We start from the raw sequence: 13,326 nt of genomic DNA on the forward strand, positions 1-13,326 counted from the left end.
CTTCGCGCATCCCCGATCCTTTACATTCCGCAAAGCCGGTGCGGGCCGGATGTCCAGGTGCAGGTGGTCGGCGTGCAGTTTGTTGTGGTTGGGGGTCAGCACCACGTTGAAGTGCTCGCACGAGGCCCGGGCCACCGCCTGCAGGAACTCGCTCTTCTTGCCGGCGCCGCGCCAGTCCTTCTTCACCGAGATCATGGTGCCGTCGGCCAGTTCGAAGCCGCCGATGTCGATGGCCTGGCCCTTGCCGTGCTCCGACAGGCGGCCGCCGCGGCTGCGGCCCTCCCCCGACGAGGCGACCGTGGTCTCGGTGCGGCGGTTGCGGCAATCATAGGTGCCCATGTGGTGGAGCCGGGCCACCTTCTGCCCGAAGATGCGTCCTGCCGCGGCCTGGACCACCTGGGTCTCGAAACGCTCGACGGTGCGCGCCATGGAGCACGACATCACGCCGGGGCGGTTCCACGCCGTCTGGGAATCGGCGGTCACCTTGACCGGATTGGCGATGGAGCACGAGCCGGGATTGCCGAAGGCCGCCTGGGGCTCGAAGGTCACGCGCTGGTCGCGCAGATCCCGCAGGCAGGCGGAATCGGGGTCGAGAATGGGGGGCGGCGCGACAATGCGCGGCGGCGGCGCGGCGCAGGCGCCCAGCAGGGCCAAGGTCAGAACGGCGAAGACAAGACGATGAGACACGGTCGCGGTTCCGCAGCGCTGGAATCCAATCATCTAGCGCAATTATGGCGGAAAAGTCACGGAATATCTCAAGGACGCCGTGGAACCCGTTGTGATTGTTAACGTATCGTTAACCGAGTTTCACCGCCGTGCCGTTGGCCGAGACGATCAGCATGGTCTTGCCGTCGCCCGCCACCGTGTTGTAGTCCAGGTCGACGGCCACCACCGCGTCGGCGCCCAGCTGGGCGGCCTGTTCCCGCATGTCGGCCAGGGCGGCCTCCTTGGCTTCGCGCAGCACCGTCTCGTAGGCGCCCGAGCGGCCGCCGACGATGTCGCGCACGCTGGCCAGCATGTCGCGGAAGATATTGGTGCCCATCACCGCTTCGCCGCAGACGATGCCGAGATAGGCGGTGATGCGCTTGTCCTCGATGGAATCGGTGGTGGTGGTGATCATCATCATGCCCTCGTGCTCTTGACCCGGCCCATTGAGGTCATCACACTCCGTCTTCCTTTTCCAGGAGAAAGACGCCATGACCGATCAGCCCGTCCCCGTCGGGGTCGTCACCATCTCGGACCGCGCCAGCCGGGGCATCTACGAGGACAAGGGCGGCCCGGCCATCATCGCCGAGATGACCCGCTTCCTGTCCACCCCGTGGCGGGCTGTGGCACGGGTGATCGAGGACGAGCAGGCGGTGATCGAGGCGACGCTGAAGGAATTGGCCGACGTGGAGGGCTGCGCCCTGATCGTCACCACCGGCGGCACCGGCCCGGCGCCACGCGACGTGACGCCCGAGGCCACTCTTGCGGTGTGCGACAAGATGATGCCGGGCTTCGGCGAACTGATGCGCAGCGAAAGCCTGAAGGTGGTGCCCACCGCCATCCTGTCGCGCCAGACGGCGGGCATCCGGGGCAACAGCCTGATCATCAACCTGCCGGGCAAGCCCTCGGCCATCGCCGATTGCCTGAACGCGGTGATGCCGGCGGTGCCCTATTGCATCGATTTGATCGGCGGTCCCTTCATCGACACCGACCCGGCGGTGTGCAAGGCCTTCCGGCCCAAGGCCAAGTAGGGGGGCGGGCTCGTCCTGGCGGCTGACTTAAGCCGGGAAGGTCACCGACACCACGGTTCCCTCGTCGACGAAGATGTGGGAGCGGCCGCCCAGCTGGCGGGACAGGGCGCGGATCAGGCCGATGCCGATGCCGCGTCCCGGCTTGTCGGGCATGCCGACGCCGTTGTCGCGCACCGTGAAGTGCCACTCGCCCGCCTCGCGCACCAGGGTGACCCAGATGGTGCCGCGCCGTCCGTCCGAGAAGGCGTGCTTCAACGCGTTGGACAGCACTTCGTTGGCCAGCATGCCCAACGGCACGGCCCGTTCCAGGTCCAGGGTGCCCTCCACCTCCACCTCGACGGTGACGCCGCCGGGGGTGGTGGAATAGGACCCGGCCAGCGCCTCGGCCAGCTTGCCGAAATAGGTGCCGAGATCCACGTTGGACGCCAGGTTGCGCTCGTAGAGGGTCTGGTGCACCAGGCCCATGGAATGGATGCGGTCCAGGGCGTCCTTCAGCGTCGCCTTGACCTTCTCGTCGGTGACGTGCAGCGATTGCATGGTCAGCAGGCTGGAGATGACCTGCAGGTTGTTCTTCACCCGGTGGTGGACTTCCTGGAACAGCACGTCCTTTTCCGCCAGGGCGGTGGTCAGTTCGCGGGTGCGGCGCTCGCCGGTGGCCAGCAGCCGCGCCTCGTGCCGCAGGCTCTCGCCGGTGATGGCGGCCAGGGTCAGCAGCAGCGCCATGGCGGCGACGAACAGCAGCACGTTGCGCCGGGTGCGCACGCTCCATTCGCGGAACACCACCTCGGTGGGCATGCCCGAGGTGACCACCATCTCCAGGTCGGGAAGGTTGCGGTAGGCCACCAGCCGCTCGACGCCGTCCACCACCGAGGTCGAGCGGTAGACCCCCGACGGGCCCTTGGCGAACTGGGTGAACGGCGCCTTGGCGGTGTCGAAGCGGGTGAAGGTGGCGTCCGGCATGGGATAGCGCGCCACCATGCCGCCATCCAGGCGCGAGACCAGGAAGATCGAGCCCGGTTCGGGCTGCATGTCGCGGTAGAAATCGATGAAATAGTCGGTCTTGATGGCGATTTCCGCCACGCCCCGCGTGCGGCCGGACTCGTCCTGGATGGCCCGGCTGAAGATCACCACCCGCCCCTGATCGCCGCGCCCGGTTACCACGGCGCTCATCACCGTACGGCCCGGCTGGGCCAGCGGCAGGGCGAAATGGTCGCGGTGGGCGGCATTGGCCACGAACAGGCCCAGGCGGTCGGCGGCCAGGATCGGATCGCCACGTTCGTCGTGGATGGCGATGGCGATGGCGTAGGGCAGCTCGGCCAGGACGGAATCCAGCCATTCCCGGTCCTTGCGGGAATCCTTGAGGGCGGCCAGGGGCCGGCTGGCGACGCGGCCGACGACCATGCCCAAATTGGCGTGGGCGGCGCTGTGGGCGGCGCGGGCGTGGGATTCCACCAGCCGGGCCGACAGGCGGAGATTGGCGTTCCATTCGCTCAAGGTCGCCTGGTGGTCGAACCAGGTGAGCGTTCCCAGGCCGGCCATGCCGCCCAGCACCGCGATGGCGGTGATCAGGGCCAGCAGCAGTCTGGGACGCGGCAGCCGGGTGGGCCGGGCGGTTTCGGACTCCTTGTCCGGGCGGCTGGGCTGGGCGATCTCCACGCTGCCGCCGTTCATGGTCATCCCGCCCGGCGGCGCCCGCCCGGGGCCTCGTCCTCGTCGTCGAACAGGGAGGTCAGCTGGCGCATCATGGTGCCGCCCAGTTCCTCGGCGTCCATGATGGTGACGGCGCGGCGGTAATAGCGGGTGACGTCGTGGCCGATGCCGATGGCCACCAGTTCCACCGGCGAGCGGTTCTCGATATAGGTGATGACGTCGCGCAGGTGCTTTTCCAGGGTGTTGCCGGGATTGGCCGACAGGGTGGAATCGTCCACCGGGGCGCCGTCCGAGATGACCATCAGGATGCGCCGCTGCTCCGACCGGCCGATCAGGCGGTCATGAGCCCACAGCAGCGCCTCGCCGTCGATGTTCTCCTTGAGGATGCCTTCCCGCAGCATCAGGCCGAGATTGCGCCGCACCCGGCGCCAGGGGGCGTCGGCCGCCTTGTAGACGATATGGCGCAGATCGTTGAGGCGTCCGGGATTGGCCGGCTTGCCCTCGGCCTGCCATTTCTCGCGCGACGAGCCGCCCTTCCAGGCCCGCGTGGTGAAGCCCAGCACCTCGACCTTGACGCCGCAGCGTTCCAGGGTGCGGGCCAGAAGATCGGCGCTCATGGCCGCCACGGTGATGGGCCGGCCGCGCATGGAGCCGGAATTGTCGATCAGCAGGCTGACTACGGTATCGCGGAAATTGGTGTCCTTCTCGATCTTGAAGGACAGGGAATGGGTGGGGTTGGCGACGATGCGGGCCAGCCGCCCGGTATCGAGGATGCCTTCCTCCAGGTCGAAATCCCAACTGCGGGTCTGCTGCGCCATCAGCTTGCGTTGCAGCCGGTTGGCCAGTTTGGCGACCACGCCCTGCAGGTGGGACAATTGCTGGTCTAACTGGCGGCGCAGGCGGTTCAGTTCTTCCTGCTCGCACAATTCCTCGGCGGTGACGATCTGGTCGTATTGGGTGGTGTAGGGCCGGTAGGGCCGCTCATGGAAGGCGGCGGAATTGGACAATTGCTCCTGGCGCTGCTTGGAGGGGCCGCCCGGCTCCTCGGTGCCCGACCCGGTCAGCATCATCTCCTCGCCGGAATCGCTGCCCTCGTCCTCGCCGCTGCCTTCGCTCGAGCCGGGCGCCTGGGTGTCGCCCTCCTGCTGCGGCCCCTGCCCCTCCTGTTCGCCTTCCTTTTCCTGGCCGGCGCCCTGGGCGTCCTGCTCCTGGCCGTTCTGCTCGGAATTCTCCGATTCCTCGGATTCCGACGGGTGGTCGATGCCGAAATCCAGGTCGCTCAACAGCTTGTGCAGACCCTTGGCGAAGGCCTCCTGGTCGCGCAGCAGGTCCTTCAGGGTGTCGAGCGTCGGACCGGCCTTGGCCTTGATCTCGTCGCGCCACAGATCGACGGCGGTGCGGGCCGAGGGCGGCGGTTCCAGCCCGGCGAAGATCTCGCGGGCGATCAGGCGCATGGCGTCGGCCAGCGGCACCTGCTCGCGCCGCACGGCGCGGTCCAGCCCCTCGGCGCGGGCCTTGACCTCCAGCACCTCGGCGATGTTGGCGGCCGCACCGGGCATCAGGCGGGCGCCCAGGGCCTCGACCCGGGCCTGCTCGACCATGTCGTAGATCTTGCGCGCGTCGGGCAGTTGCGGCATGCGCCGCACATGCACCGCGTCGTCGTGATAGCGCAGCCTGAGCGCGATGGCATCGGCGGTGCCGCGCAGGCGGGCCAGGTCCGAGGCCAGGATGGTGCGCGGCGGCGCCGGCAACCGGATCTCGGTGCCGCGCACGCTGCCGTTGCCGGCGGCGTAGCCGACATCCAGGTCCACATGGCCGGACATGGCCTTCAGCGTGGCGGCGGTAGTGCGGCGGATGGTGTCGCCGGCGCTTTCGCCCTTGCTGCCGTCCTTGGCCGTGGGATTCTGCTGCAAGATCGCTCCTAGGCCAGCATGCGGGCCGGCCCTTCGGGCAGGTCCGTGCCGAAGCAGCGCTGGTAGTACTCGGCCAGGATCGGCCGCTCCACCTCGTCGCATTTGTTGAGGAAGGTGACGCGGAAGGCGTAGGAATGGTCGCCGAAGATGCGGGTGTTCTCGGCCCAGGTGATCACCGTGCGCGGGCTCATCACCGTCGAGATGTCGCCGTTCATGAAGCCTGACCGGGTGAGGTCGGCCAGCATGACCATCTTGGACACCATGTCGCGGCCTTCCGGGGTGTCGTAATCCTTCAGCTTGGCCACCACGATGGAACATTCGTCGTCATGGGCCAGATAGTTCAGGGTGGCGACGATGTTCCAGCGGTCCATCTGGCCCTGGTTGATCTGCTGGGTGCCGTGATAGAGGCCGGTGGTGTCGCCCAGGCCGACGGTGTTGGCGGTGGCGAACAGGCGGAAGGCGGCGTGCGGCCGGATCACCCGGTTCTGGTCGAGCAGGGTGAGGCGGCCCTCCACCTCCAGCACGCGCTGGATCACGAACATCACGTCGGGGCGGCCGGCATCGTATTCGTCGAACACCAGGGCGCAGGGGTGCTGCAAGGCCCAGGGCAGCATGCCTTCGCGGAACTCGGTGATCTGCTTGCCGTCCTTGACCACGATAGCGTCCTTGCCGATCAGGTCGATGCGGCTGACATGGCTGTCCAGGTTGACGCGGATGCACGGCCAGTTGAGGCGTGCCGCCACCTGCTCGATATGGGTGGACTTACCGGTGCCGTGATAGCCCTGGACCATGACGCGGCGGTTATAGGCGAAGCCCGCCAGGATCGCCTTGGTGGTGTCGGGGTCGAAGCGGTAGGCGGGGTCCACGTCGGGGACGTGCTCGCTGCCCACCGAGAAGGCGGGAACCTTCATGTCGATGTCGATGCCGAACATCTCGCGGGCGGAAACTTCGGTATCGGGCGTGGCGAGGGGATGGTCGGAGGCAAGCGGGCTCTGGGTCTTGGAGGTCATACTCTCGTCCTAGGGGGCTGCTAAAGGGTCAGGCTGAGCTTTAAGGTGTTGTAGGCGTGGTTGATGCGCTTGAACCGCTCCTCGGCATCCTTGTCGCCGTTGTTGGCGTCGGGATGGTGCTGCTTGACCAGCTCCTTGTAGCGGGCCTTTAGCGCGTCGTAGGTGAGCGGCGGGACGAGGTCGAGGACGGTCATGGCCTCTTCCTCGGGGGTGGCGGCGCGGGCCTTGGGCCGCGCCTCCTCGGTGGCGGCATCCTCGAACACCTCGAAAGGGTCGTGGACGGTGTAGGCGAACTTGCGCTTGGCGCCCTGGATGCCCAGCGGCCAGGTGGGGCGCTGCCAGGTGGTGTCCTTGCGCAGTTCGGCCTCGATCTCCTCGGCGCCCATGCCGGCGTAGTAGTTCCAGGCGGAATTGTACTGGCGCACATGGTCCAGGCAGAACCAGTAGTAATCGGTCAGCCGGTCGCGGGCCTGGGGGGCGCGGTGCTCGGCTTCCAGCGCGCAGCCGGGATGGTCGCAACGGCGGACAGCCGGTTGCGCCGGAGAGGGGCCGAAGGCCGGCCGCCAGGATCTGCGGGCGTTGGTCGCTTTCATGGCACCGGTCATAATGGAGGCTCGTCAGTCCCAAGGCAAGGCGGGAGCGGAAAATGCGCATTGGCCGAACGGCCTCTTGACGGCGGGGCCGCATGGCCCCAATTGGGGAGGGTTCCAATGGACGAGAGAGCGAGAGACATGCAAGTGACACCGGTGATGCGCAAGAAACTCGAAGACGGGCTGGCGCCGTCGCGCCTGGACATCATCGACGAGTCCCACCGCCACGCCGGGCATGCCGGGCACAATCCGCAAGGGGAAAGCCATTTTCGCCTGGAGATCGTCTCCGAGGCCTTCGCCGGCAAGAGCCGGGTGGAGCGTCACCGCATGGTCAACGCCCTGCTGGCCGAGGAACTGGCCGGCCGCGTCCACGCCCTGGCCCTGACCACCCTGACCAGGGACGAGGAGGGGCGGCGGCTGTAACAACCAGCCGTCGTGTCATCCCGAGCGCATGCGAGGGATCTCGTCCTGGAACGGCTTTTCCGACTTGGAAGCAACCGCCCGGACGGAGATCCCTCCGCCCTGGGCGTCGGGATGACAGGCCCTTCCAGAGGGGGGGCGGGTTGGATGCGTCCCGCGTCCCTTGGCTTGTCGAGCCTACCTCACCTTGACGTCCATCATCTCCAGGTTCCGCCGGGCGGTGTCGGCGGCGGGGCTTTCCGGGGCGGCGGCGATGGCCTTCATCCAGTCCTCGCGGGCTCCGGCGCTGTTGTCCTCCAGGCGGCGGATCATGCCGCGCTCCAGCAGGGCGTCGGGAAAGCCCGGGTCGAGCACCAGGGCGCGGGCCAGGTCCTCCTTGGCCGGTTCCAGCTTGTCCAGGTAGCGGTAGGCGACGGCGCGCAGCACCATGGCCTCGACCCGGTTGGGCTGGACCCGGAGCAGGGTGGTCAGCAATTCGGCCACTTCGGCGTAATGGCTGACCGAGGCCAGGGTCACCGCCTTGTCCAGCATCAGTTCGGGATGGCCCGGGACCAGTTTCAGCGCGGTGTCCTGGGCGGCCAGGGCCTGCTGGGGCTTGCCGGCCAGCAGCCAGGCCTGCCCGGCCTGGGCCAGCATCTCGGCCCGCAGGATTTCCTCGCGCCGGCTGATGCCCGCCAGGGCCTCCAGCCGCTTGGCCGCCTCCTCGTACTTGCCCAGCCCGATCAGCGCCACGGCGGCGCAATGCCGCGCCGGCTCGCCGCCGCCCAGGGAGTGCCAGGCGATGGCCTCCTCCCAGCCCTCCTCGGGCTTGGCGCGGGCCAGGGTCAGGCAGGTGCGGTACTCCATCCTGGGGTCGATGGTATCGGCCGGAGCCGGGGCGGGCAGCCACAGCATCAGCGGCAGCAGCAGGGGGATGGCGCGCAGTCTCATGGAGCGGTAGTGTCACCAATCGGCGGGCCGACGCAAGGGAGAGATTGATGGCGGGGCGTTTCTTCCTGTTCGGTCTGGGCTTTTCGGGCCGGGTGATCGCCCGGCTTCTGGCGGCGGAGGGCTGGGAGGTGACCGGCACCACCCGCTCGGGCGAGGCGGTGGATTGCCCCGGAATCCGGGCCCTGTCCTTCGACCGCGACCATCCGCTGCCGGCCGGCTGCCTGGAGGGCATGGACGCCGTCCTGTCCTCGGTGCCGCCCGACGACGGCGGCGACCCGGTCCTCGATCTCATGCAAGACGCCATCGCCACGGCGTCGCCCGCCTGGATCGGCTATCTCTCCACCACGGGAATCTACGGCGACCACGGCGGCGCCTGGGTGGACGAGGAAACTCCGCCCGATCCCACCCTGGAGCGCTCGCGCCGCCGGCTGGCGGCGGAGACGCGCTGGCGCGGCCTGGGGGCGCATGTTTTCCGGCTGGCCGGCATCTACGGCCCCGGGCGCTCGGCGGTGGACACGGTGCGGGCGGGGCAGGCGCGAAGGGTGGTCAAGCCCGGCCAGGTGTTCAGCCGCATCCATGTGGAGGACATCGCCGGGGCGGTCGCCGCCTCGCTGGCCCGGCCCCGTCCCGGCGCCGTCTACAATCTGTGCGACGACGACGCGGCCCCGCCCCAGGAGGTCATCGCCCATGCCTGCGCCTTGCTGGGGGTGGAGCCGCCGCCGGAAATTCCGTGGGATCAGGCCCGCCAGACGCTGTCGCCCATGGCGCTCAGCTTCTACGCCGACAACAAGCGGGTCCGTAACGGCAGGATGAAGCAGGAGCTTGGCGTCCGGCTGAAATACCCCACCTACCGCGAGGGGCTGACAAGCTGCCTGTGATATCCGTCCCGTGATTCCGTCCCCGTCCCCGATGGCTGGGAAGGCGGGGCGGACCCGCTATTCCTGCGCGGGTGCTTCGGCGGCTTGGGGCTCGGCGGCGATCTTGGCCGGCGGCTTGCCGCGCATGGCCTTGGTCACCGCCATGCCGGCGGCGAAGGCGGGATTGAGGTACGGGCTGCGGCCGTCGGCGATGCGCACCGGTTCGAGGCCCATGCCCTTGAGGCAGTCGTAGATTTCGCGAAGTTCCGCGGGTCCCAGCATTCCAGTTCCTCAGCCCAAATCCTTGGCAGGCATCCCCTGATCCACAGTCTGCACCGAATCGGCGGCAAAATGCGATAGGATTTTGTGCAATGCAGCATTCGCTGGTGGGGAATGATCCCCAGTCGCGGCCTGGGAAGGAGAGGTGGGCAAAAAAGTGGCGGGACCCGGCTCATCACCGTGTCCCGCCTAATCTCAGGGAGACAAAGCAGTAATGAGCATTGTGGTACCAGAATGCCGGATTCGGGTCAAGCAAAATTCCTCGAGATCGTTACCAGGCCCTCCGTATGGGGAGGGCCTGGTTTCACGACCTAGAGGATCGCGACCGTATCCGCCTGCGGACCCTTGAGCCCCAGGGTGGTGGTGACGCGGACGCGCTGACCGGATTCAAGGGTCTTGATCCCGGAGCGCTCCAGCGCCTTCACGTGCACGAACACGTCCTTGCCGCCCTCGTCGCAGGCGACGAAGCCGAAGCCCTTCTCGGCGGAGAAGAACTTGACCACGCCTTCCACGGTCTCGGTCGGGCCACGCTCTTCCCGGCGCGGGGCGCGCGGGGTGGCGGTGGTGCTGTCCACTTCATGGACCATCACCACCTGCGGGCCGCGCTGACCGGCGCCAAGGTCGACCACCAGGGTGGCGCCTTCGGCGACCTGGGTCAGGCCGGCGCGCTCGAGCGCGGAAATGTGCAGGAAGGCGTCAGGGCTGCCATCGGACGGGGCGACGAAGCCGAAGCCCTTGGAGGCATTGAACCACTTCACAGTGGCGCTGACGTTCGCCTGACTGACCATCTGACGGTCGAAGGAGCTGGGCGCCATCGGCCGCGAAGGACGCGGGTCGAAGGCCGGCTCGCCAAAGTCATCCCGACGACCGCGACCGCGCTCGCCCCTGCCATGATTATCTCGGTTCCATGCCATGTGTCATTCTCGTCGTAAGTAAACAAAATCCCCCGCACCCACGCGAGGGCACTCTGCCCGGCTCATGCGCGCCTAGGTCAGCCTGAACCTATATCATTACCTGAGATTTGCCCCTCCGCATAGGGGGTTACGGGGCGTCCCGGGGCCCCTGATAACTATTTTTTTGTGCTGCACTGCGGTCTGGAGGGAGAATCAGCCGGTACAACCCCATGGTCAGGCCGACGACGATGACTCCGGAAAAGGCGACGTCGGAAAGAAAATGCCCGCCTTGGGCGATGCGGACCACTCCCATGGCCATGCCGAAGCCGATGGCGGCGGCCATGGCGGCACGGCGGCGGCGGGCGGGGGCGATCAGGGCCAGCGCTACCGTCCAGAATCCCAGCGCCGCGTGGCCCGAGGGGAACGAGCAATTGTCGTCGCACTGGTCGGACAGGACCAGCGGCCGGCTGAACTGGCGGTCGGGCTGGTGGCCGGCGTTGAATGCGGCGATGGTCGAGGGCCGCGCCCGCCCCCAATTATCCTTGAGGATGAGGTTGACCACCAGACCGGGACCCAGGGCCAGCGAGGCCACCACCAGCAGCGCCATGCGCGGCGAGATTCCGGCCACCGGCCGCTTGCGGAAGAACGCAGCGGCGCCGGCCAGGGCGACCAGCCCGGCGGCGGCGAACAGGAAGCCGGGCAGGATCTTGCGGGCGAACTCGCCCACGGGGTGGATGCGGAAGGGAAAGCTGCGGCTCGCCGCGTCGAAGAACAGCGCCGAGGCGGCCATGTCGATGCCGGGGAACAGGACCAGGGGCGCCAGGGCGAGGATCGCCCAGGTCCAGGGATTGCGGACGATGGCGGCGGGCATCAGCCGTCCTCGAGATGGAACAGTCCGGACAGGCCGATCAGTCCGGCGAACAGGGCCGGCGTCCACGCCGCCAGGGCCTGCGGCAGGGTGGCCGACAGGCCCAGCGCGTAGACCACCTTGGAGAAGAAGTAGACGGCGAAGCCGGCGGCCACCCCGGCGCCGATGCGGGCCAGCAGGCCGCCCGAGCGGGTGTTGGGCCGCAGGGAGAACACCGCCGCCATCAGCACCATGCCGCAATAGAGCACCGGCGAGGCCAGCAGCGACTGCAGGTACAGGCGGTGCTTGTTGGCGGTGAAGCCGGCCCGCTCGAAGAAGCGGATGAAGCCGGGCAGCTGCCAGAAGGACAGGGTTTCCGGCGCGGCGAAATTGTCGTGGATGCGGTCGAGCGTCAGCTGGGTGGGGATGCGCATCTCGTCCTTGAAGGCCGAGGGCTTGCCGCCTTCCATCACCCAGGCGCGCCGTACCTCGAAGGTGCCGTCCACCAGCGAGGCCGATTCCGCCGCGATGCGCTGGTGGAAGTGGTCGGGCCGGTCGTAGAGGAAGAAATGCGCGTCGCGGATGTGCAGGACCAGCCCTTCCTGGCGCACGGATTCGGAATAGACCACCATCTCGCCGTCGTTGTGGGGCTCGCGCAGCCACAGCCCGCCCTCGGACAGGTCGAAGGCGCTCGGCTTGTTGGACAGCAATTCGTCCTGCAGCCGCTCGTAGCGGCCGTACATGGCCGCCGCCATGGGGTTGAAGGCGGTGATCTCGAATATCCCGAAAATCCCGGCCACGGCCAGGACCGGCGCGATGAACTGCCAGACCGAGATGCCGGCGGCGCGGGCCACCACCAGTTCGTGGGTGCGGGTCAGCCGCCAGAAACACACCATGGAGCCGATCATCACCGCGAAGGGCAGCACGGTGTGCAGCATCTGCGGCAGCTTGAAGAAGGCCATCAGCAGGATCGGCGTGATGCCCAGTTCCGGGCGGGCGGCGGCGCGGCGGATCAGCTCGATGACGTCGAACAGCAGGATGATCCCCAGGATCACCAGCAGCACCGTGGCGAAGGCGCTGGCGAATTGCCGCCCGATATAGCCGCTCATGATGGGGGAAAGACGCATGATGTCCGAGTTCGCCGCAATCCGGTGAAAGCCGAGTATAGAGGTTTCGCCCATCCCCGTGTCATAAACCTTTTCGGCAGACAACCGGAGGACACGCAGGCGATGGTCACGCTGACGCGCATCTATACCCGCTCGGGCGATAAGGGCAAGACTTCACTGGGCGACGGCAGCCGGGTGGGCAAGCACGATCTCAGGGTCGAAGCCTACGGCACCGTGGACGAGGCCAACGCGGTGATCGGGCTGGCCCGCCTGCATGCCGGGCCGGAGATGATGACGGCCCTGGAAAGGCTGCAGAACGACCTGTTCGACCTGGGCGCCGATCTGTGCACCCCGGCGAGCGCCGACGAGGCGCCCGGCTCGCGCCTGCGCATCGTCCAGTCCCAGGTCGACCGCCTGGAGGCCGAGATCGACGCCGCCAACGAGAAACTGGCGCCGCTCACCTCATTCATCCTGCCCGCCGGTTCGCCGCTGGCCGCCCACCTGCATCACGCCCGCACCGTGGTGCGCCGGGCCGAGCGCCTGATGGTCGCCCTGGCCGAGGCGGAAGCGGTCAATCCGGCGGCGATCATCTACGCCAACCGCCTGTCGGACCTGCTGTTCGTCCTGGCCCGCGCCGGCAACGGCAATGGGGCCGCCGACGTGCTGTGGGTGCCGGGGGGTGCGCGTTGACAACCCTGACCTCCCGTCATATTGTGCGATGCAATAGCAAATTCCGCCCGGCGATGCCGATTTATTCGCACCCCGGATTAGAGGATTGAAAGACAAATGAAAGTCCTGGTCGCGATCAAGCGGGTGATCGACTACAACGTGAAGATTCGGGTGAAGTCGGATGGTTCCGGCGTCGAGACACAGAACGTCAAGTTCTCCATGAATCCGTTCGACGAGATCGCGGTGGAGGAGGCGGTCCGCCTCAAGGAAGCGGGCAAAGCCACCGAGGTGGTGGTGGTGTCGGTGGGCCCGGCGGCGGCGGGCGAGACGCTGCGCACGGCGCTGGCCATGGGGGCCGACCGCGGCATCCTGGTTTCCAGCGACGACGAGGTCCAGCCGCTGGGCGTCGCCAAGGTCCTGAAGGCC

At 67.7% G+C, this 13,326-nt stretch carries 16 protein-coding genes; 5 read left to right on the forward strand and 11 right to left on the reverse strand.

What is annotated here, in order from left to right; translation table 11 throughout:
• Together H261_RS21080 and H261_RS21085 are read right to left on the reverse strand one after the other, a co-directional pair.
• Nucleotides 1-687 (reverse strand): extensin family protein (locus H261_RS21080; protein ID WP_235063005.1); only part of this gene is annotated, 687 nt, incomplete at its 3' end.
• A 109-nt stretch (nucleotides 688-796) separates the two neighbouring features.
• Nucleotides 797-1,126, reverse strand: a complete 330-nt coding sequence (locus H261_RS21085) for a YbjQ family protein (RefSeq protein WP_456095272.1) — start codon at nucleotides 1,124-1,126, stop codon at nucleotides 797-799.
• Nucleotides 1,127-1,196: 70 nt separating this feature from the next.
• On the opposite strand from H261_RS21085, the gene mog reads away from it, so the two are divergent.
• Entirely contained in the window at nucleotides 1,197-1,736 is a 540-nt protein-coding gene (gene mog, locus H261_RS21090; protein WP_008621747.1) for a molybdopterin adenylyltransferase, read from the forward strand.
• 27 nt (nucleotides 1,737-1,763) lie between these two features.
• On the opposite strand, the gene H261_RS21095 is transcribed toward mog, so the two are convergent.
• From H261_RS21095 to H261_RS21110, 4 genes are read right to left on the reverse strand one after another with little or no spacing between them, the layout of a single operon-like run.
• Nucleotides 1,764-3,407, reverse strand: coding sequence for a sensor histidine kinase (locus tag H261_RS21095; protein WP_152427033.1), 1,644 nt, complete (start codon nucleotides 3,405-3,407; stop codon nucleotides 1,764-1,766).
• Between the two features lie 2 nt (nucleotides 3,408-3,409).
• Nucleotides 3,410-5,299 carry a cobaltochelatase subunit CobT gene (gene cobT, locus H261_RS21100; protein ID WP_008621750.1) on the reverse strand — a complete coding sequence of 630 codons (1,890 nt, stop codon included), beginning with the start codon at nucleotides 5,297-5,299 and terminating at the stop codon, nucleotides 3,410-3,412.
• 8 nt (nucleotides 5,300-5,307) lie between these two features.
• Complete coding sequence (gene cobS / locus H261_RS21105; RefSeq protein WP_008621751.1) at nucleotides 5,308-6,309, reverse strand: cobaltochelatase subunit CobS; 1,002 nt, start codon at nucleotides 6,307-6,309, stop codon at nucleotides 5,308-5,310.
• A 20-nt stretch (nucleotides 6,310-6,329) separates the two neighbouring features.
• Nucleotides 6,330-6,914, reverse strand: coding sequence for a J domain-containing protein (locus H261_RS21110; protein WP_008621753.1), 585 nt, complete (start codon nucleotides 6,912-6,914; stop codon nucleotides 6,330-6,332).
• 144 nt (nucleotides 6,915-7,058) lie between these two features.
• On the opposite strand from H261_RS21110, the gene H261_RS21115 reads away from it, so the two are divergent.
• A complete protein-coding gene (locus H261_RS21115; RefSeq protein ID WP_008621759.1) occupies nucleotides 7,059-7,322 on the forward strand; it encodes a BolA family protein in 264 nt (87 codons plus the stop codon).
• A gap of 174 nt (nucleotides 7,323-7,496) precedes the next feature.
• Here H261_RS21115 and H261_RS21120 read toward each other — a convergent pair whose 3' ends face one another.
• Complete coding sequence (locus tag H261_RS21120; RefSeq protein ID WP_008621761.1) at nucleotides 7,497-8,249, reverse strand: tetratricopeptide repeat protein; 753 nt, start codon at nucleotides 8,247-8,249, stop codon at nucleotides 7,497-7,499.
• A gap of 47 nt (nucleotides 8,250-8,296) precedes the next feature.
• Between H261_RS21120 and H261_RS21125 the strand changes: the two genes are divergently transcribed.
• Complete coding sequence (locus H261_RS21125) at nucleotides 8,297-9,127, forward strand: SDR family oxidoreductase (RefSeq protein WP_008621763.1); 831 nt, start codon at nucleotides 8,297-8,299, stop codon at nucleotides 9,125-9,127.
• A 57-nt stretch (nucleotides 9,128-9,184) separates the two neighbouring features.
• Here H261_RS21125 and H261_RS21130 read toward each other — a convergent pair whose 3' ends face one another.
• From H261_RS21130 to lptG, 4 genes are all read right to left on the reverse strand, one after another.
• Entirely contained in the window at nucleotides 9,185-9,388 is a 204-nt protein-coding gene (locus H261_RS21130) for a hypothetical protein (protein WP_008621764.1), read from the reverse strand.
• 308 nt (nucleotides 9,389-9,696) lie between these two features.
• Nucleotides 9,697-10,299 (reverse strand): cold-shock protein, encoded by a 603-nt coding sequence (locus H261_RS26665; protein ID WP_040477118.1) that lies wholly within the window; start codon nucleotides 10,297-10,299, stop codon nucleotides 9,697-9,699.
• Between the two features lie 127 nt (nucleotides 10,300-10,426).
• On the reverse strand, nucleotides 10,427-11,149 hold the full coding sequence (locus H261_RS21140) for a phosphatase PAP2 family protein (RefSeq protein ID WP_008621766.1): 723 nt from the start codon (nucleotides 11,147-11,149) through the stop codon (nucleotides 10,427-10,429).
• Entirely contained in the window at nucleotides 11,149-12,252 is a 1,104-nt protein-coding gene (gene lptG / locus H261_RS21145; protein ID WP_008621767.1) for an LPS export ABC transporter permease LptG, read from the reverse strand. Before lptG ends, H261_RS21140 begins: the two co-directional genes overlap by 1 nt.
• Before the next feature lie 102 nt (nucleotides 12,253-12,354).
• Between lptG and H261_RS21150 the strand changes: the two genes are divergently transcribed.
• The gene (locus tag H261_RS21150) at nucleotides 12,355-12,921 is read left to right on the forward strand and encodes a cob(I)yrinic acid a,c-diamide adenosyltransferase (protein ID WP_008621768.1); all 567 of its coding nucleotides are present in this window, start codon (nucleotides 12,355-12,357) and stop codon (nucleotides 12,919-12,921) included.
• 96 nt (nucleotides 12,922-13,017) lie between these two features.
• Nucleotides 13,018-13,326, forward strand: a 309-nt coding sequence (locus tag H261_RS21155; protein WP_008621769.1) for an electron transfer flavoprotein subunit beta/FixA family protein, incomplete at its 3' end; no start/stop codon positions are given.

Source organism: Paramagnetospirillum caucaseum (assembly GCF_000342045.1).
GTDB classification, from domain to species: Bacteria; Pseudomonadota; Alphaproteobacteria; order Rhodospirillales; family Magnetospirillaceae; genus Phaeospirillum; species Phaeospirillum caucaseum.